Raw genomic sequence first — 17,359 nt, 5'->3', positions numbered from 1 at the left:
GAAAGGACCCACCCCGCCATGACCACCCGCATCGCCATCAACGGCTTCGGACGCATCGGACGCAACGTCGTGCGCGCACTCGTCGAGCGCGGCGCCGACCTCGAACTGGTCGCCGTCAACGACCTGACGTCCCCGGCCGAGCTCGCCCGTCTGCTCAAGTACGACACCGCGGGTGGCCGCTTCCGCGGCACCGTCGAGGTCGACGGCGACGTCCTCGTCATCGACGGCCGCCGCGTCAAGGTCCTGGCAGAGCGCGAGCCCGCGAAGCTGCCCTGGGGCGAGCTCGGCGTCGACGTCGTGCTCGAGTCGACCGGCCGCTTCACCGACGCCGAGGCCGCGAAGGCGCACATCGCTGCCGGGGCCAAGAAGGTGCTCGTCTCGGCTCCCGCCAAGGGCGCCGACGCGACCCTCGTCTACGGCGTGAACACCGAGGCCTACAACGCCGAGACCGACGTCATCGTCTCGAACGCCTCGTGCACCACGAACGCACTCGCCCCGCTCGCGAAGGTCCTCGACGACCTCGCCGGCATCGAGCACGGCTTCATGACCACGATCCACGCGTACACGCAGGACCAGAACCTGCAGGACGCCCCCCACTCCGACCCGCGCCGCGCCCGCGCCGCCGCCGAGAACATCGTCCCGTCGTCGACCGGCGCCGCGAAGGCCATCGGACTGGTGCTCCCGAACCTCGACGGCAAGCTCAACGGCGACGCCATGCGCGTGCCGATCCCCGTCGGCTCGATCGTCGAGCTCAACGCGACCGTCTCGAAGGACGTCACCCGCGACGAGGTGCTCGCCGCCTACCGGGCCGCAGCCGAGGGCCCCCTCGCGGGCGTGCTCGAGTACTCCGACGAGGCGCTCGTCTCGAGCGACATCGTCGGCAACCCGCACTCGTCGATCTTCGATTCGGAGCTCACCCGCGTCGACGGCAAGCACATCAAGGTCGTCGCCTGGTACGACAACGAGTGGGGCTTCTCGAACCGCGTCATCGACTCGCTGACGCTCCTCGGCGGCTAGTCCCCGCCGACCAGACCCCGCTGCCGCACGCGGTGCGCGGACTGCGACGCACCTCCTGCCCCGCGTCGCAGCAGAACGGGCCCGCCTCCCTCGGAGGCGGGCCCGTTCGCGTTCCGGCTGTCCAGGGATGCTTGCGGCGCCGCCCTGCCCGGGCGTACGTTCGGCCTCGACCCGACCGCACGAGCGGAGGTCTGCCGTGGATGTGTTGATCTGGGGCTTCATCGGAGTCGTCGTACTCCTGTTGATCATCGTGATGGTGCGCGCGCTCCGCGTCCGGCGGGAGCCGCCGGCCGAGGACACTCAGGCCGCGCGGGCCGAACGCGACCGCTTCAGTCGCGAGCGCCGGCTCGAGCGCGAAGCCGACGATCCCGGTCCTCCGATCAGCGGCGCCGGCCTGGGGTGAACGGTCAGCCGGCGACGTCGACGCGCGTCGTCGGCACCCACTCGACGGCGACCGTCGACGGGTCGACGTCGTCCGCCTCGAGGGCCTTCCGCAGCGAGGCGACGTCGGGCATCGCGTCGCCGCCGGTCACGCGCACGACGTAGCCGGGCGACTCGTTCGCGATTTCGATGACCTCGAGGTCTTCATCGTCGGCCCACGATCTCGCGGCGGCATCGACGTCGGACGACGCCATCGTCATCGTGACCGTCCGGTACGTCGAGATGGTCAGCGGAATCGCGATGAGCACGAGCAGCACGGCGATCGTGATGTGCGAGCGGCGCCGGTTGACCGTCGCGAGCGGTCGGGTCGTTCCGGTGGCCGCCTTCCCGGGAGTCGCCCCGCCGCCGGTGAATGACCCCCATCGCTGCACCCGGTAGAAGGCCATCACGACGACCCCGGTGCCGAGGATCGCCGCGACGTTCGCGACGAAGAGCAGCAGCGAGCCGATCGACGCGGCGAAGTCGCCCGATTCCGCGGCGACGCCGACGACGACGAGCGGCGGCACGAGCGAGATCGCGATCGCGACGCCCGGCAGGGTGTCGGAGATGTCCTTCCGGACGAGCGCGATCGAGGCGACGGCGCCGGTCGCGAGCGCCCCGAACAGGCTCATGAGGTCGGGCGTCGCCCGCTCCCCGATCTGCGGGTTCGTCGCCGCGGTCTGGGGAACGACCACGAGCAATCCGACGAGGTAGCCGATCGCGATCGCCGCAACCGCACCCGCGACCATCGTGAAGAAGGAGCGCCCGAAATTCACCCGCTCGCCGAGCACCGTCGCGAGCATCGTGCCCTGGATCGGCAGCATCATCGGGGCGACGATCATGGCGCCGATGACGGTCGCGGTCGAGTCGCCGATCACGCCGCTCGCGGCGATGGCCGACGAGAGCACGAGCAGGATCCAGAATCGTCGCACGCGCTGCACGCGACCCGGCTCGTCGAAGAACACCGCATCGCGCATGTGCTCGATCGTGTTGAGCGCCTCGGACGGCGGCGGCGGGTACACGGGCTCGGCCATCTGCGGCTCCTTCGCGTCGTCAGGGAGAGCGTAGGACCGCGACGGGGCGTTCTCCCGCATCGACGCGGCCGGGCGGAAGCGACCGGGCGCCGTCACCTCGCTGAGCAGGTGACGGCGCCCGGTTCGCGCATCGGATGAACCGCGGCTCAGACCGCCGCGCGGAGCCCGTCGACGAGCGAGGTCGTCGGCCGGCCGATGAGGCGGGCGAGCGTGTCGTCGGCGTTCGCGAGCACGCCGCGGCGGATGCCGTCGTCGATGCCGGCGACGAAGCCCGCCGTGCCGGCATCGAGGCCGGCCGACTCGAGCGCCGCGACGTGCGCCTCGGGGGTGAGCGCCGTGTAGACGACCTCGCGCCCGGTGATCTCGGATGCCGCGGCCGCGAGGTCCTCGAACGACCACGCCGTGTCGCCGGTGAAGTCGTAGGTCTCGCCGAGGTGGCCGTCGTCGGTGAGCAGCGCGGCGAGGCCCGCGGCGAGGTCGGCGCGGGTGGCGCTCGCCACCAGGCCGGCGCCCGCGCTCGCGGCGATCACGCCGGTCTCCGCGGCGCGCGCCACGTCGGGCGTGTAGTTCTCGGTGTACCAGTTGTGCCGCGCGATCACGGCCGGAACGCCGGAGGCGGCGATGGCCTCCTCGGTGGCCTTGTGGTCGGGCGCGAGCACGAACTCGGCGGTCGTCGCCTGGGGCACGCTCGTGTAGACGAGCTTCGCGACGCCCGCCGTGGACGCGGCGTCGATGACGTTGCGGTGGCCCTGCACGCGCGAGCCGGGGGCGTTCCCCGAGATGAGCAGCACCGTGTCGACGCCGTCGAGCGCCGCGGCGATGGTGTCGGGCCGGTCGTAGTCGAGTTCTGCGGTGCGCACGCCCCGCGCCGAGGCATCCGCGAGCTTCGAGGTGTCGCGCGCGGTCGCGACGATCTCGGCAGGGGCGACGCCGCGGTCGAGCAGTGCGTCGACGACGAGGCGGCCGAGCTGGCCCGAGGCGGCGGTGACGAGGATGGTCATGGGGTTCCTTCCGGTGGGGTTCACCGAGGGGTAACCGGATGCCGCGGCCACACCTTCCCTCGAGAAGGTACCCACTTTCGAGTAAGGTACCCACATGACGGTAAGTCTTGCAGAGATCCGGGGGCAGTCGGGCGAGGTTTTCTCCGACGGCTGCCCGACGCGCGTCGTGCTCGACCACATCATGAGCAAGTGGGGCGTGCTCGTGCTGCTCGCCCTCACCGACGGCACGCACCGGTGGGGCGAGCTGCGCCGCGAGGTCGAGGGCATCAGCGAGAAGATGCTCGCCTCGACCCTGCGCACCCTCGAGTCCGACGGGCTCGTGGTGCGCACCGCACATCCCGAGGTGCCGCCGCGCGTCGACTACGCGCTGACCCCGCTCGGCCGCGACCTCATGGAGCACATGCTGCCGCTCGTCGAGTGGGTCGCCCGCGAGTCCGACGGGATCGTCGGCCGCAGCGCGGGCTGAGCGGCCCGCGCAGCCCGATTCGCCCGATCGCGCCCGCGCAGCCCGATTCGCCCGATCGCGCCCGCGCAGCCCGATCGCGTCACGTCACCGGAAAACCCGACTCCCAGCGATTCGCGCACGAGTCGGGGCCTCGTCGCGCCACGATGGTCGCAAGCATGCAAGACCCATGAGGTCTTCGGGGGCAGCGCGATCGGGGGGACTGATCGCCTGAGCGGATGAGGGGTGGGTGTGTTCTCCTCTGCGAGGAACGGGTCTCGGGGCACCCTTCAGACCGATCCGGCCGACATGCGCACGCCCGCGCACTCGGGTCGCGATCCGACCTGAGTCCGAGAGCCCCGCGCGACGACCCCGGTCGTCGACCCAGGCGGGCCGTCACAACGCCCGCGAGCCGCGCAACCCGATCTCATCGCCGGCTCGTCGCGACGGATCCCGTACCAGCCCCCATGACCCCGACACCGCATGACAGCACGATCATCCTTCGAACGATTGGACCGTCAGATGAGATAATTCGCAATCATCGCCGCGCTCGCACTCGGAGCGGCGCTCATGCCGACCGCGAACTCGCTCGCCGCCGACGCGCCGGGCCCCGCCGCAGCCGCCGCGGCGTCCTCGGTCTCGCCGAGCGCGAACCCCGAGCACGACACCGCCGCCTTCCTGGCGGCGGCCGCCGCGGACCGTGACGCGCGCGAGGCTGCGGCGGCGGCGGAAGCCGCGCGCATCGCCGCCGAGGCCGAGGCGGCGCGTCTGGCCGCCGAGCAGGCGGCGGCCGACGCCGCAGCAGCCGAGGCAGCCGAGATCGCCGAGGCCGAGGCCGAGGCCGAGGCCTGGGTCGAGGACGAGCCCGTCGCGGAGGAGGCACCCGCCGCCGAGCCCGTCGTCGAGGCGCCCGCCGAGAGCGCACCCGTGCCGCAGCCGACCGAGGGCCCGCGCGACGACGACGGCTGCGGGCCCTGCCCGGACGAGACGCTCGTCTGGTACGTCTACGAGGGCGAGGGGTATTGGGCGTGCCCGAAGTCGTGATCGCGCTCGCCTCGCGATGAGACGAAGCCCCCGGTCGCAGCGGCCGGGGGCTTCATCGTCGTCGGCCCGACTCGACCTGACCCGGCCGGCCGGGCCGGGCCGGCGGCCCTACTCGCGCGGCGCGATCGCCGTGCCGACGAGGCCGACCACGGCCGCGACGGCCATCATGACGGCGATCGGCCACCAGTGCCCCGACCAGGCGAGCAGCGCGGTCGCCGCGAGCGGCGCGAGTCCGCCGCCGACGATCGCGCCCGCCTCGCGCCCGATCGAGATGCCCGAGTAGCGCACACGGGTGTCGAACATCGCGGTGAAGTACGCCGGCTGCACGCCGTCGGCCGCCGAGTTCACGATGCCGATCGCGGCGACCACGACCCCGATGACGAGGGCCGCCGATCCCGTGTCGAGCACCAGGAAGAGCGGTGCCGCGAGCACGGCGAACGCGAGCAGGCTGCCGACGACGAGCCGGCGCGGGCCGACGCGGTCGCCGAGCGCGCCCCAGAACGGGCACAGCACCGCGGCGACCGCGGCCCCGACGAGCAGCGCGGTGAGGGTGACCTCGCGAGGCATCCCGACGACCGTCGACGCGTAGCTCAGGCAGAACACCGAGACGACGTAGAAGGTCGTGTTCACCCCGACGCGCACGAGGAACACGGCGAGGACGCCGCGCGGACGGCGCAGCACCTCGGCGATCGGCCGCCGGGCCGCTCGGCGCGCCGCGAGCATCGCGGCGAACTCGGGCGACTCGTCGACCCCGCGCCGCAGCCACCAACCGATCGCGACGAGCACGAGGCTCGCCACGAACGGCACCCGCCAGCCCCAGTCGAGCAGCGCTTGCTCGTCGAGCACGGCGACGAGTACCACGAAGGCGAGGTTGCCGAGGATGAGCCCGACATAGACCGCGCTCGAGATGAACGCCCCGCGCAACCCGCGCCGCAACGGCGACTGCTCGAGTGCGAGCAGCACCGCCCCGCTCCACTCGCCGCCGGTCGCGAGGCCCTGCACGAGGCGCAGCGCGACGAGTAGCACCGGGGCTGCCGCGCCGACCTGCGCGTGCGTCGGCAGCAGCCCGATGAGTGCCGTGGCGAGACCCATCGTGAGCAGGGTTGCGACGAGCACCCGGCGCCGTCCGAAACGGTCGCCGAGGTATCCCGAGACGAGGCCGCCGAGCGGGCGGGCGACGAACCCGGTCGCGAACACGGCGAACGAGAGCAGCAGGCTCGTGAGCGGGTCGTCGGCGGGGAAGAAGAGCGTCGGGAAGACGAGCGCCGCCGCCGTGCCGTAGAGGAAGAAGTCGTACCACTCGAGCACGGTGCCGAATGCGGCCGCGGTGAGTGCCCGGCGGCCGCGGCCCGGGCCGGCGGGCGGCGGTGCGTGCTCGCCCGACAGCCCGATGCCGGGTGCGGGTGTCGGGGCCGCGACCGGCGCGCTCGCGCTCATGCGGTCACCGCCGCGGTCTGCGACGCGAGCGGCGCCGCGAAGAACGCGAGCTCGTGCCGCGCCGAGGCGACGAACGCCCGGTGCATCCGCGCGCGGTGCTCGGGCGTCGCGTCGGCCGCAGCCCGGGTCACGAAGCCGATCGCCTCCCGGGTCGCGACGGCGAAGCCGGGATCGCCGTACGTCGCGAGCCACGAGGCGTACGGGTGCGCGGGGTCGAGGGCCGCATCGCCGAACTCGCCTGCGGCGAGGCGTTCGCCGAGGTCGGTGTAGATCCAGAAGCACGGCAGCAGCGCCGCGATGAGCACGGCGTGATCGCCGCGCTGCGCGGTCGCGAGCAGGTGGTCGAGGTACGCCGTCGTCGTCGCGTCGGGCGGTGCGGATGCCGCGGTGCCGGCCTCGCGGCCGAGCCAGCCCGTGTGCAGTTCGAGCTCGCCGATGATCGAGCCGTGCGCCGAGTTCGCCCAGAAGGCCTGCCCCGCGGCATCCGGGGCGAGGCGTGAGGCCTCGGCGAGCACCCGGGCGTAGTCGCGCAGATAGTGCGCGTCCTGCGCGAGGTACCCGAGGAACGGCTCGCGGGCGAGCGTGCCGTCGGCCAGGCTGCGGATGAGCGGCAGTGCGTCGATGCCGTCGCGGATGCCGCGGATCGACGCCCACCACTCGACCTCGACCTCGGCCGGGGTCGGCGCGGTGCGGGTGCCGCCGCGCGACCAGAGCCCGGCGAAGTGGCTGATCGGGCCGTGCCCGCCGCCGACCGCGAGGGCGTCGCCGTGTCGCAGCGACTCGCGTAGCCAACGGCGGGCCTCGGTTACGGCCGCGGGCCACGGGTCGCTTTCGCCGTTGGCTCCGCTCGCGGCGAGCGTCGCGATCGCGGAGGAGAGGGAGCATCCGGTGCCGTGCGTCGCCGTCGTCTCGATGCGCGAGCCTGCGAACTCGACGATCGTCGCACTCGCCGCGTCGACGAGGGCGTCGGGTGCCGTGTCGCCGCCGAGGTGCCCGCCCTTCGCGAGCACGCGCACGCCGAATCGTGCCGAGACGGTCTCGGCCTGGGCGATCGCCTCGGCCCAGGTGGTCGCGACCGGGGGAGCGGTCGGGGCGGCCCCGCCCGGTTCGTCCGGCTCGCCGAGCCCCGCGAGCACCGCGAGCTCGGCGAGGTTCGGCGTCACGAGGTCGGCGAGGGGCAGCAGCTCACACATCGCCTGTTCGGCTTCGAGCGTGAGCAGCCGGTCGCCGCTCGTCGCGACCATGACGGGGTCGAGCACCACGACGGGCGGCCGCACCCGGCCGAGCCACTCGGCGACCACGCCGATCACCTCGGCGTTCGCGAGCATGCCAAGCTTCACCGCGTCGATCGCGATGTCATCGGAGATCGCGTCGAGCTGCTCGGCGAGGAAGGACGCCGGCGGCACGTGCACCGCCCGCACCCCGCGGGTGTTCTGCGCGGTGAGTGCCGTGATCGCGGCCATGCCGTAGCCCCCGACCGCGGCGATCGACTTGAGGTCGGCCTGGATCCCGGCGCCGCCCGAGGGGTCGCTGCCGGCGATGCTGAGCACGCGCGCGGTCATCGGGCGGGCTCCGTCTCGCGGGTCGCCCATTCGGTGGCGAACGCCTCCGCCGCGGCGCGCGGGTCGTCGGCCGCGCAGAGCGCCGACACGACGGCGACGCCCGCGGCGCCCGCCGCGCGGAGCTGGGCGACGTCGGCGAGCCCGATGCCGCCGATCGCGACGCACGGCAGCTCGGTCTCGGCGGCGACCCGGGCGAAGCCGTCGACGCCGAGGGCCGGCGGATGGTCGGGTTTCGTCGCCGTCGGGCGGATCACGCCGACGCCGAGGTAGTCGACGGTGCCGCGCGGCAGCCTGGCGACGGCGTCGAGGTGGGCGCTGCTGTTGGCGGTGAGCCCGATGATGGCGTCGGCCCCGAGCCGCTCGCGCGCAGCCACGACGGTCGCGTCGCCCTGGCCGAGGTGCACCCCGTCGACGCGGATGCGCGCGGCCCGCGCGGCGAGCGCCACGTCGAGCCGGTCGTTCACGAGCAGCGTCGCCCGCCCGTCGATCGCCTCGGCGATCGCCGCGAGCTGCGCGAGCAGCTCGGATGCCTCGGCCTGCTTGTCGCGCAGCTGCACGACCCGCACCCCGCCGTCGACGGCACGGGCGACGATGTCGACGACGCCGCGCTCGCCGCAGAGCACCGGGTCGGTGACGAGATAGAGGGAGAGGTCGAGGGCGGTGCGGGCGGTCATGCGCGGGCTCCTGCGGTCGGGCCAGCGGCGGCGGCGAGTGCGGCGTCGCCGGTGGCCGGCACCGGCGTCGTGGCATCCTCGCGAAGCTCGCCCGAGTCGGTGACGCGTGCCCGCTCGGCGAGCGTCGCCCCATCGACCGCCGCGAGCGCGTCGATGAAGCGCGGGGCGAAGCTGCCGGGGCCGGCCGCGCCCTCGGCCGCGAGCTCGGCCGCGACGGTGTAGACGAGGTTCGCCGCGACCGTCGCCTCGAAGGGGTCGTCGCTCGTCGCGAGGAACGCCGCGGTCACCGCGCCGAGCGCGCAACCGCCGCCCGTGACGCGGGTGAGCAGGGCGTCGCCGTTCGCGATCCGAGCCGTGCGCGTGCCGTCGGTGATGAGGTCGACCGGGCCCGAGACGGCGACGACCGCGCCGAAGCGGGCCGCGAGCTGCGCCGCGGCGCCGGCCGCGGCCTCCGTCGTGTCGGCGGCATCGACGCCGCGACCGCCGGCGCCGCCGCCCGCGAGGGCGAGGATCTCGCTCGCGTTGCCGCGGATCGCCGTCGGCCCGAACTCGACGAGCTCGTGCGCGAGCGCGGTGCGGATCGGCAGCGCGCCGATCGCGACGGGGTCGAGCACCCACGGCGTGCCCGCCTCGCGTGCGGCGGCGACCGCTTCGCGGGCGGCATCCCGCTGCTGCGGATTCGGCGTGCCGAGGTTCACGAGCAGCGCGCTCGCGATGCGCGCGAACGGGCCCGCCTCGCCGACGATGTCGACCATCGCGGGGGCGGCGCCGGTGGCGAGCAGCACGTTCGCCGTGAAGTTCGTCACCACCGTGTTCGTGATGCACTGCACGAGCGGCGGGCTCGTGCGCAGTCGATCGAGCAGCAGTGCGCTCGAGTGGGCAGGGTCGTGCAGGCGCGCGCTCATGGCGACATCCCTTCGCTAGTCCGAACTAGATCAGGTTCGACGGGTGTGATCTCAGCCGCTCACGCGCGGCACCCCGTGTCACTGCGAGCGAGCCTAGTGCAGCCCGAGGATGTTTCGGGGTCGATGTCGATCGCGGCCGTTCCCGTTCGACGTCAGAATGAGACGGAAACTCCGTCGCCACGAAAGGACACGTCATGCGCACCCTCATCGTCAGCGAGTTCATCAGCCTCGACGGCGTCGTCGACTCTCCCGGAGGCGGCTCGCACCCGCGTGCGGGCTGGACCTTCAAGGAGGTCCCGTTCGTCGAGGAGGCGTACGCGATCAAGGGCTCCGAGCAGCTCGAGGCCACGGCGATGCTGCTCGGCCGGGTCAGCTACGACGAGTTCGCCCCGGTCTGGCCGACCATGGTCGACGACTTCGCCGAGTACAACGCGATGCCGAAGTACGTGGTCTCGTCGACCCTCACCGAGGAGGCGCTCCTGCCCGAGTGGCAGAACTGCCACGTGCTGCGCACCCTCGACGACGTCGCCGAGCTCAAGGCCGGCGACGGCGGCCCGATCATCGTGCACGGCAGCGCGACGCTCGCGCAGGGGCTCGCCGCGGCCGGGCTCGTCGACCGCTACCACCTGCTCGTCTTCCCCGTGCTGCTCGGCAGCGGCAAGCGGCTCTTCGGCGACGACCCGGGGCTCACCACCAAGCTCGACCTCGTCGAGCACGAGGCCTACTCGAATGGCATCGTGAAGGCCGTCTACGACGTGGCGCCGTCGGTCTCCTAGCAAGGTCGGAGCATCCCGAGACGCGAGGGCCGGGCGGTGCATCCGGCCCGGCCCTCGCATCGGTTTCGAGATTTCTGCTGCGGCGACCACCCTCTTCTCGCTACGTTGGGGGAATTGGTCGGCCTTCCGGGGCCGCGCGCGAGCACGGGGTTGCGGCCGCGCGTCCATCGGAGGGCTCGATCGTTCTGTTGCAACGACGTAGTTCCAGACGAGATGAGGGCCAGCGATGAGATTCCACCACCGACCCCCGCGAGCGCGAACACGCGCGCTCGCCGCCGCCGGAGCGCTGTTGCTCGGCGCATCCCTGATGACCGCCACCGCGGCGGTCGCCGACGACGACCCCCGTGTCGACCTGCCCGCGGGTCTCTTCGACGCCGGGCTGGCGACGAGCGGCATCGACCTGCTGTCGAGCTCGCCGGGCACCGGCCCGTTCGCCTCGGGCTCCATCAACTCCGATCTCGCATTCACCGGCGACCACGCGATCGTCGGCAGCTACAACGGGTTCCAGGTGTACGACGTCTCCGAGCCGGCGGCGCCCGTGCTTCAGAAGTCGTTCCTCTGCCCGGGCGGCCAGGGCGACGTCTCGGTGTACGGCGACCTGCTGTTCATGTCGGTCGAGCAGACCCTCGGGCGCATCGACTGCGGCACCCAGGGCGCCGCGGGCTCGGTGAACCCCGAGCGATTCCGCGGGGTGCGAATCTTCGACATCAGCGACATCGACAACCCCGTGCAGCTGCCGGGTGTGCAGACCTGTCGCGGATCGCACACGCACACCGTGGTGGCCGACCCCGACGATGCCGAGAACGTCTACATCTACAACTCGGGCACGTCCGGCGTCCGTTCGCCGCTCGAGCTCCCGGGCTGCCAGAACGCGACGCTGACGGCCGACCCGGTGACCACGGGCGACCCGACGCAGTGGCGCATCGACGTCATCAAGGTGCCGCTCGACGCCCCCGAGACGGCCGCGGTCGTCAGCCAGCCGAGGATCTTCACCAACCCCGACACGGGCGCGTACAACGGTCTGCAGAACACCCTCGGCGGGCAGATGCACCCGAGCGGCACGGTCTACAGCCCGACGCCGAACACCAACACCTGCCATGACATCACCGCGTACCCCGAGATCGGGCTCGCGGCGGGCGCGTGCCAGGGCAACGGCATCCTGCTCGACATCAGCGACCCGGTGAACCCGGTTCGCATCGACGCGGTCGCCGACCCGAATTTCTCGTACTGGCACTCGGCGACGTTCAACAACGACGGCACGAAGGTCATCTTCACCGATGAGTGGGGCGGCGGATCCGGCGCTCGTTGCCGTGCGACCGACCAGCCCGAGTGGGGTGCGAACGCGCTGTTCGACATCGTCGACGGCAAGCTGGAGTTCGCGAGCTACTACAAGCTGCCGGTGCCGCAGACAGTGCAGGAGAACTGCGTCGCGCACAACGGCTCGCTCATCCCGGTGCCGGGTCGCGACATCATGGTGCAGGCGTGGTACCAGGGCGGTCTCTCGATCATCGACTTCACCGACACGGCGAACCCGACCGAGATCGCCTACCTCGACCGCGGCCCGATCAACGGGTCGTCGCTGGTGCTCGGCGGCTACTGGTCGACCTACTGGTACAACGGCAACGTGCTCGGCAGCGAGATCGCGCGCGGCTTCGACACCATGGCGCTCACCGCGAGCGACCTGATGAGCGAGAACGAGATCGCGGCCGCCGGTGAGGTGCAGCTCGGTGAGTTCAACGCGCAGGCGCAGATCGCGATCGTGCACGAGCCGAGCTTCGCGGTGGCACGGTCGTACATCGACCAGGCCGAGCGCGACGGCAGCCTGAGCGGCAACGCGCTGGCCGAGGTGCGCAAGCACGTCGACAAGGCCGAGAAGCTGGCGGATGGCCCGGCCGCGGGCCGCGCGGTCGTCGCGCAGCTCGACAACGCGGCGCGCAAGTCCGGTGCTCCGGCCGACTCGAATGTCGTGCAGGGGCTGACCGCGCTCGCGGCGACCTTCGGATGAACCGGTGAGGGGGCCGGGTGACGGCCCCCTCACCCAGAACGAGGCCCGGCGGTCGACGACCGCCGGGCCTCATCGCGTCAGGATCGCGTCAGCCCGCCCGCTCGGCGAGCATCTGCTGCATGCGGGCGATCTCGATGCCCTGGTCGGATTCGACGTGGCGGGCGAACTGGTCGGTCGCCGACTCCTGCCCGCCGCCCGCGGCGTAGAGCTCGTCGACCATCTGCACCGCGCCCTCGTGGTGCTGGATCATGTACACGAGGAACAACTGGTCGAACGCGTCACCGTCGGCCCCCTCGAGTTCGGCCATCTGCTCGTCGCTGAGCATGCCCGGCATCGCGCCCTCGCCGCTCGCGTGCGCGTCATGCCCCTGGTCGTTGACCGGCACCCCGCGGTCCTGCAGCCAGCTCACCATCAGCGTGCGTTCGTCCTGCTGGCTCGCCGACATGCGTTCGGCGAGCAGGCGGATGTCCCGGTCGTCGGTGCGCTGCTCGACGAGGGCGGTCATCTCGATCGCCTGGTCGTGGTGGTGGATCATGTCGAGCATGAAGTCGGCGTCGAGCTCGGTGTGCTCGGGCGCGGTGATCGAGCCGGCCTCGTCAGGCGAGAGCGTGTGGTTCGACTCACCCGGCGCACCGAGCTGCACGACGGGGCTCGTCGGCGCGGGGGAGTCGGGCGTCGTCGTGCACGCGGCCAGTCCGAGCGCGAGCGCGAGCGCCGTTCCGACTCCGAGGGTTCGCCGCATCGCCGTCATCCATCGACCTCGTCTTCTTTGAAGGGCACGTGGGGTCCATCTAACCAGGTGCCTCGCCGATGTCGAGGGTCGAGATCCGGCGAGCTCCGGCTACTCGGCGGCCGCCGCTCGGGTCACCCGCGGCTTCTCGCGCACGTACACCTCGCGGCGCACGCGGGCGACGACGTCGCCGTCGCGGTCGGTGATCTCGGTCTCGAACCACTCGAGCACCTTCGCGCCGCCGCGGGCCCGCTCGCGCAGTTCGTCGGCTTTCGCCTTCGGCACCTCGAAGTGCGCGGTGAGCACGCCCCGGCCGGGCTTCACGAGCTCGATCTCGCCGCAGGTGTCCCACACGACGTAATCGCGTCCGAGCTGGTGCATGATCAGCATGAAGTAGTAGGGGTCGGTCATCGCCGACATCGAACCGCCGAAGGCGGTGCCCACGTAGTTGCGGGTGATCGGGTTCACGTGCAGCTCGACGGTGGCGCTCGTCCAGTCGTCGGCGAAGCGCTTGACGCGGATGCCGCTCCACAGGTTCGGAGCCCACAGGCTCATGCCGATGGCGAGTCGTCGTGGGGTCATGCGCATGCCTCCGATTGTGCGAGAACCGGATGCCTCGGGCGAATCGTTTGTCGGATGTCGCCAGTCTGCTCGCCGGTGCTTCGTGGGGCGTAGGGTGCCGACATGAGCAGTGCAGCAGGAGGCGCCTCGCGCCGGGTACGTCAGCTCCGTCTCGTCGTCGAGGCCGAGGACTGGGAGGCGGCGGTCGCGTTCTACCGCGATGTGCTCGGCCTCACCGAGGAGGAGGCCTACGACGGCGACGACGGCGCCCGGGTGATGATCCTCGATGCGGGGCGTGCGACGCTCGAGCTCTCGAATCCCGCGCAGGTGCGGCTCATCGACCGGGTCGAGACCGACGGCGTGCAGAGTCCGCACTTGCGGGTCGCGTTCGAGGTCGATGACACCGCCGGGGTCACCGATGAGCTCGTCGAGGCCGGCGCCGAGCTGCTCGCCACGCCGCGCGAGACGCCGTGGCGCTCGATCAACTCGCGGCTCGCGGGGCCGGCAGGGCTGCAGCTCACGGTCTTCCAGGAGCCCGGCGAAGGCTGACGCGCCGAGTCGATTCGCACATCCTTCGCCGGGTTCCTCGTTTCCCGGCGACGAACCGCTTAGCATCGGAAGGCGTGCCGCACCCGAGCGCACGCCGACCTCGCCCGCCCCGGCGCCCACCCCCAGGAGCCAGATTGACGATCCCCGCCGACGATCAGTCCATGCCCGGGAGTCCTGCGCCGGCGGCCGAACCCGAGTCGCGCGCGGCGCGCCGCAGCGCCGAAGCCGGCGGAACTCTGCGCCCGCGTCGCATGCCCGATCGTGCGAGCGTATGGGCCCCGCCCCCCGTCGCGCCGGGTGGAGTCGCATCGCCCGCCGCTGCGACGCCCGCACCGGTGCCCGTGGCGCCCGCGCCAGTGGCGCCCGCGCCAGTGGCGCCCGCCGCGCCCGCCGAGGTCGAGCGCTACTACCTCTGCTGCGAGGTGCCGAGCGGCGACTTCGTCGAGGTCATCCTCGCGGTGAGCGACGGCGGTCGTCGCCGCTACTTCACGACCAGCGACGGCGACCGCCTCGCCGAGGTCGACGAGTACTACTTCGTGCGCCGCAGCCTCGGCGACGCCCGCTCGATGCTCGAGCTCGACGCCCGAGAGATGGCCGAGCTCGAGGCCGAGCTGAACTTCGTGCGGCCGCTGCGCGGGCGCGATCCGCTGGCCGAGCTCGCCGCCGAGGCGGCGGGCGCCGCGATCGACGCCGAGACGACGACAGATGCCGCGGTGCCGGCGACGCCCGACGCGGCGGTCGAATCCGTGGTCGTCGACGAGACACCCGTGCCACCCGTCGCTGAGACGCAGGCAGCCGAGCCGGCCCCCGTGGCCAAGCCGGCCCCGGTCGTCGAGCCGACCCCGGTCGTCGAGCCGACCCCGATCGCCGCGCAGACCGCGTTCGTCGAGCCCGTCTCCGTCGAGCCCACCCCGGTCGCGGAGCCCGCGCCGGCGGCCGAGTCCGCGGCCGCCGCCGAGCCGGCTCAGTCGGCCGAGGCGCCGCCGGTCTCGGAGTCCGCGCCGTCCACGGTCGCCTCCGAGGCGACTGCCGCACCCGAGACCGATGCCGAGGCATGGGTCGAACTGCTGCGTCGCGCCGGGTTCGAGCCGCCCGAGCTGGGTCTCGATCAGCTCGATCCCGCGCCGGCCGCCGAGGCCGCCCCGAGCCCGCACCCCGAGTCGCTGATGGTCGAGCCGGTGCTCATGCAGTGGGCGGAGACGATCGACCGCCAGTCCGAGTCCGTGCCCGCGTCGAGCCCGACGGTCGAGCCGGACCCCTCACCGGCTTCGGCGCCGGAACCCGGCCTCGCCCCCGCGCCGGAAGCGGCGCCCGCTCCCGTCACCGGGTCGGAGTCCGCGCCCGCTCCCGCGGCGGAGGCGCCGTCGCAGCCGGGCCTCGACGCCGAGACGGGCATCGAACCGGTGCCGTCGGCACCGCTCGCACCGCCCAAGCTGACGCTTGTGCCCGAGCCGCCCGTCGCGGTGCCCGTGGCGTCGACGCCGAGGCTGACGCTCGTGCCCGGGCCGCCGCCCGAACCGACCACCCCTACTCCCGCGCCGACGTTCCGGTCGGGCGCGGAGGTCATCCCCGAGGCCGTCCCCGCCGCGCATGCGGCGCCGGCCTCCGACCCTGACTCGAACGAGGAGACGAACCCTGTGGCGATGATGACGAACCCGACGGACGCGCTCGCGCCCGCGGCATCCGTGACCCCGATCGCGGCGCCCGCCGCCATGCACTCCGCGCCCGTGGTCGATGCCGACGCGGCGGCGCAGATCGCGCTCGCCAAGGGCATCGCCTTCGTGGCGCACCGCGGCCAGGTCGACCAGGTGGGTGCCGACTACATCGACCACCCCGGTCGCGTGGCCGAGCACTTCGATGCGGCGACCGAGCCGGTCGCGACCGCGGCCGCGTGGCTGCACGATGTGGTCGAGCGCAGTGCGGTCTCCGAGCAGGAGCTGCTCGAGGCGGGCGTGCGACCCGACATCGTCGAGATCGTGGTGCTGCTCACCCGCACCCCCGAGATGAGCGACGACGAGTACTTCGCGCGGATCCGCAGCAACCCGCTCGCACGCCGCGTGAAGCTCGCCGACGTCGCCGACAACTCGTCGCCGTGGCGCGTGCGCAAGCTCGACTACGACGCCCAGCAGCGCCTAGCCGCCAAGTACCGCCACGCCCGCGAGGCGCTCGGGTAGTCGCTCTCGGTCGTGCCCACCGGCACCCCGCGGATGCTCCCAGCAAGGGCAGCACCGAAGTACTGTGCTCCCGCCGCGCACCGCTCCCGTCGTTGCGCCTTGCGGCTTCAGCCGTCACCCGGCGGGAGTTCTCCGTGCATCTTCGGTACCGAAGTACCGAAGTACCGAAGTACCGAAGTGCCGAAGTACCGAAGTACCGGACGTTCGCCGGTGGGATGCCCGCTCGATCCTGCTCGGCGGTGCTGCGTGCGCCGTCGTCGGGATGATGTCGTCGCGCGAGCGGACCCGGGGTGCCGGGGTAGCACTACGTCACTGATGCGCGCTTGGTATCGCCGATACCGGAGGCGGATCAGTGACGTAGTGGTCGTACGGAAGGGCCGAAGTACCGAAGTACCGAAGTACCGGGACCTCGACGGGGGGTGCTTGCCGAGCGATCGCTCGCCCGAGCGATCAGTGCGTCGTCAGGCTTTTCGCGAACCAGTGCTCGGCGTAGGGGCTTTCGTTGAACGGCGTGACCTCGGCGTAGCCGAGCTTCGCGTAGAGCGCGCGGGCCTCGACGAGGTCGTTGCGGGTGTCGAGGCGGATCGTCGTGCGGCCGCTGCGGGTCGCCGCGTCTTCGACCGTTCGGACGAGCACGGCGCCGAGGCCCAGGCCGCGCGCCTCGGGGGCGACGAACACCCGGGTGAGCTCGGCCGTGTCGGCGTCGAGGTAGCGGGCGCCGGCGCATCCGAGCGGCTGCCCCGCCTCTGACGCCACGAAGAAGGCGCCCCGGTCGCCCTGCAGCTCATCGTCGTCGCCCTGGGCGAGCTCCTCGTCGATCTCGGCGTCAGTCGCGGCTCGTCCGTAGTAGCGGGTGATGATGTCGTCGAGGTAGCGGCGGAGGATGACGACGGCCGTCGGGTCGGCGGGGTCGAGTCGGCTGATCACGGGCACCGCCTCACCATACGCGAGGGACCCGCCACCGCCGTCGGATTCGCGGGGATGAGCGCCCCCGGGGTCGCTGCGCGAAGCACTGCGACCCCGGGGCA

The 17,359-nt window shown here is 72.5% G+C and carries 17 protein-coding genes and 1 riboswitch; of the genes, 8 read left to right on the top strand and 9 right to left on the bottom strand.

All coding sequences use genetic code 11. The annotated features are described in order from the left end of the window. Nucleotides 1-18: 18 nt before the first annotated feature. Both gap and ACFVTR_RS07855 read left to right on the top strand, forming a co-directional pair. Nucleotides 19-1,017: a type I glyceraldehyde-3-phosphate dehydrogenase gene (gap, locus tag ACFVTR_RS07860; RefSeq protein ID WP_387036231.1), complete on the top strand. Its 999-nt coding sequence runs from the start codon at nt 19-21 to the stop codon at nt 1,015-1,017. Nucleotides 1,018-1,222: 205 nt separating this feature from the next. Continuing rightward, nucleotides 1,223-1,420, top strand: coding sequence for a hypothetical protein (locus ACFVTR_RS07855; RefSeq protein WP_387036229.1), 198 nt, complete (start codon nt 1,223-1,225; stop codon nt 1,418-1,420). Between the two features lie 4 nt (nt 1,421-1,424). Here the strand turns inward: ACFVTR_RS07855 and ACFVTR_RS07850 are convergent, their stop codons facing one another. Next, nucleotides 1,425-2,471 carry a DUF389 domain-containing protein gene (locus ACFVTR_RS07850; protein WP_387036227.1) on the bottom strand — a complete coding sequence of 349 codons (1,047 nt, stop codon included), beginning with the start codon at nt 2,469-2,471 and terminating at the stop codon, nt 1,425-1,427. A gap of 146 nt (nt 2,472-2,617) precedes the next feature. Then, nucleotides 2,618-3,472, bottom strand: coding sequence for an SDR family oxidoreductase (locus ACFVTR_RS07845; protein ID WP_387036225.1), 855 nt, complete (start codon nt 3,470-3,472; stop codon nt 2,618-2,620). Between the two features lie 94 nt (nt 3,473-3,566). On the opposite strand from ACFVTR_RS07845, the gene ACFVTR_RS07840 reads away from it, so the two are divergent. After that, the gene (locus ACFVTR_RS07840; RefSeq protein ID WP_387036223.1) at nt 3,567-3,938 is read left to right on the top strand and encodes a winged helix-turn-helix transcriptional regulator; all 372 of its coding nucleotides are present in this window, start codon (nt 3,567-3,569) and stop codon (nt 3,936-3,938) included. Nucleotides 3,939-4,484: 546 nt separating this feature from the next. Next, the gene (locus tag ACFVTR_RS07835; protein WP_387036220.1) at nt 4,485-4,958 is read left to right on the top strand and encodes a hypothetical protein; all 474 of its coding nucleotides are present in this window, start codon (nt 4,485-4,487) and stop codon (nt 4,956-4,958) included. A 108-nt stretch (nt 4,959-5,066) separates the two neighbouring features. Here the strand turns inward: ACFVTR_RS07835 and ACFVTR_RS07830 are convergent, their stop codons facing one another. The 4 genes from ACFVTR_RS07830 to thiM all read right to left on the bottom strand — a co-directional run bounded on the left by ACFVTR_RS07830 (nt 5,067) and on the right by thiM (nt 9,536). Then, nucleotides 5,067-6,395: an MFS transporter gene (locus ACFVTR_RS07830; RefSeq protein ID WP_387036218.1), complete on the bottom strand. Its 1,329-nt coding sequence runs from the start codon at nt 6,393-6,395 to the stop codon at nt 5,067-5,069. Next, nucleotides 6,392-7,957, bottom strand: a complete 1,566-nt coding sequence (locus ACFVTR_RS07825; RefSeq protein WP_387036216.1) for a bifunctional hydroxymethylpyrimidine kinase/phosphomethylpyrimidine kinase — start codon at nt 7,955-7,957, stop codon at nt 6,392-6,394. The genes ACFVTR_RS07830 and ACFVTR_RS07825 overlap by 4 nt, the downstream gene beginning before the upstream one ends. Next, the gene (gene thiE, locus ACFVTR_RS07820; RefSeq protein WP_387036214.1) at nt 7,954-8,631 is read right to left on the bottom strand and encodes a thiamine phosphate synthase; all 678 of its coding nucleotides are present in this window, start codon (nt 8,629-8,631) and stop codon (nt 7,954-7,956) included. Before thiE ends, ACFVTR_RS07825 begins: the two co-directional genes overlap by 4 nt. Continuing rightward, nucleotides 8,628-9,536, bottom strand: coding sequence for a hydroxyethylthiazole kinase (gene thiM, locus ACFVTR_RS07815; RefSeq protein ID WP_387036212.1), 909 nt, complete (start codon nt 9,534-9,536; stop codon nt 8,628-8,630). The genes thiE and thiM overlap by 4 nt, the downstream gene beginning before the upstream one ends. Further along, a riboswitch (TPP riboswitch) is annotated at nt 9,527-9,622 on the bottom strand. Its footprint overlaps the gene before it by 10 nt. Nucleotides 9,623-9,730: 108 nt before the next feature. On the opposite strand from thiM, the gene ACFVTR_RS07810 reads away from it, so the two are divergent. Beyond that, nucleotides 9,731-10,312 (top strand): dihydrofolate reductase family protein, encoded by a 582-nt coding sequence (locus ACFVTR_RS07810; protein ID WP_387036210.1) that lies wholly within the window; start codon nt 9,731-9,733, stop codon nt 10,310-10,312. A gap of 307 nt (nt 10,313-10,619) precedes the next feature. Continuing rightward, nucleotides 10,620-12,317 (top strand): LVIVD repeat-containing protein, encoded by a 1,698-nt coding sequence (locus ACFVTR_RS07805; RefSeq protein WP_387036208.1) that lies wholly within the window; start codon nt 10,620-10,622, stop codon nt 12,315-12,317. Nucleotides 12,318-12,405: 88 nt separating this feature from the next. Here the strand turns inward: ACFVTR_RS07805 and ACFVTR_RS07800 are convergent, their stop codons facing one another. Together ACFVTR_RS07800 and ACFVTR_RS07795 are read right to left on the bottom strand one after the other, a co-directional pair. Beyond that, the gene (locus ACFVTR_RS07800; RefSeq protein WP_387036206.1) at nt 12,406-13,059 is read right to left on the bottom strand and encodes a DUF305 domain-containing protein; all 654 of its coding nucleotides are present in this window, start codon (nt 13,057-13,059) and stop codon (nt 12,406-12,408) included. Nucleotides 13,060-13,158: 99 nt separating this feature from the next. Further along, nucleotides 13,159-13,629, bottom strand: a complete 471-nt coding sequence (locus tag ACFVTR_RS07795; protein ID WP_387036204.1) for a PaaI family thioesterase — start codon at nt 13,627-13,629, stop codon at nt 13,159-13,161. 102 nt (nt 13,630-13,731) lie between these two features. Between ACFVTR_RS07795 and ACFVTR_RS07790 the strand changes: the two genes are divergently transcribed. Both ACFVTR_RS07790 and ACFVTR_RS07785 read left to right on the top strand, forming a co-directional pair. Further along, nucleotides 13,732-14,157, top strand: a complete 426-nt coding sequence (locus ACFVTR_RS07790) for a VOC family protein (RefSeq protein WP_387036202.1) — start codon at nt 13,732-13,734, stop codon at nt 14,155-14,157. A 356-nt stretch (nt 14,158-14,513) separates the two neighbouring features. Further along, on the top strand, nt 14,514-16,331 hold the full coding sequence (locus tag ACFVTR_RS07785) for a hypothetical protein (protein WP_387036200.1): 1,818 nt from the start codon (nt 14,514-14,516) through the stop codon (nt 16,329-16,331). A gap of 450 nt (nt 16,332-16,781) precedes the next feature. On the opposite strand, the gene ACFVTR_RS07780 is transcribed toward ACFVTR_RS07785, so the two are convergent. After that, nucleotides 16,782-17,264 carry a GNAT family N-acetyltransferase gene (locus ACFVTR_RS07780; protein ID WP_387036198.1) on the bottom strand — a complete coding sequence of 161 codons (483 nt, stop codon included), beginning with the start codon at nt 17,262-17,264 and terminating at the stop codon, nt 16,782-16,784. Between the last annotated feature and the right edge of the window lie 95 nt (nt 17,265-17,359).

This window comes from Agromyces sp. NPDC058126, assembly GCF_042884595.1.
Classification (GTDB): Bacteria; Actinomycetota; Actinomycetes; order Actinomycetales; family Microbacteriaceae; genus Agromyces.
Note: the sequence above shows the minus strand (reverse complement) of the source record. Positions and strands in the feature narration are given on the sequence as shown.

What these genes read in the sequence shown, in the direction of transcription:
- ACFVTR_RS07800 (WP_387036206.1), bottom strand. Translation starts at nt 13,059, where the DNA reads ATGCGGCGAACCCTCGGAGTCGGAACGGCGCTCGCGCTCGCGCTCGGA.
- ACFVTR_RS07840 (WP_387036223.1), top strand. Translation starts at nt 3,567, where the DNA reads ATGACGGTAAGTCTTGCAGAGATCCGGGGGCAGTCGGGCGAGGTTTTC.
- gap (WP_387036231.1), top strand. Translation starts at nt 19, where the DNA reads ATGACCACCCGCATCGCCATCAACGGCTTCGGACGCATCGGACGCAAC.
- ACFVTR_RS07790 (WP_387036202.1), top strand. Translation starts at nt 13,732, where the DNA reads ATGAGCAGTGCAGCAGGAGGCGCCTCGCGCCGGGTACGTCAGCTCCGT.
- ACFVTR_RS07825 (WP_387036216.1), bottom strand. Translation starts at nt 7,957, where the DNA reads ATGACCGCGCGCGTGCTCAGCATCGCCGGCAGCGACCCCTCGGGCGGC.
- ACFVTR_RS07795 (WP_387036204.1), bottom strand. Translation starts at nt 13,629, where the DNA reads ATGACCCCACGACGACTCGCCATCGGCATGAGCCTGTGGGCTCCGAAC.
- ACFVTR_RS07805 (WP_387036208.1), top strand. Translation starts at nt 10,620, where the DNA reads ATGACCGCCACCGCGGCGGTCGCCGACGACGACCCCCGTGTCGACCTG.
- thiE (WP_387036214.1), bottom strand. Translation starts at nt 8,631, where the DNA reads ATGACCGCCCGCACCGCCCTCGACCTCTCCCTCTATCTCGTCACCGAC.
- ACFVTR_RS07835 (WP_387036220.1), top strand. Translation starts at nt 4,485, where the DNA reads ATGCCGACCGCGAACTCGCTCGCCGCCGACGCGCCGGGCCCCGCCGCA.
- ACFVTR_RS07850 (WP_387036227.1), bottom strand. Translation starts at nt 2,471, where the DNA reads ATGGCCGAGCCCGTGTACCCGCCGCCGCCGTCCGAGGCGCTCAACACG.
- ACFVTR_RS07845 (WP_387036225.1), bottom strand. Translation starts at nt 3,472, where the DNA reads ATGACCATCCTCGTCACCGCCGCCTCGGGCCAGCTCGGCCGCCTCGTC.
- ACFVTR_RS07830 (WP_387036218.1), bottom strand. Translation starts at nt 6,395, where the DNA reads ATGAGCGCGAGCGCGCCGGTCGCGGCCCCGACACCCGCACCCGGCATC.
- thiM (WP_387036212.1), bottom strand. Translation starts at nt 9,536, where the DNA reads ATGAGCGCGCGCCTGCACGACCCTGCCCACTCGAGCGCACTGCTGCTC.
- ACFVTR_RS07810 (WP_387036210.1), top strand. Translation starts at nt 9,731, where the DNA reads ATGCGCACCCTCATCGTCAGCGAGTTCATCAGCCTCGACGGCGTCGTC.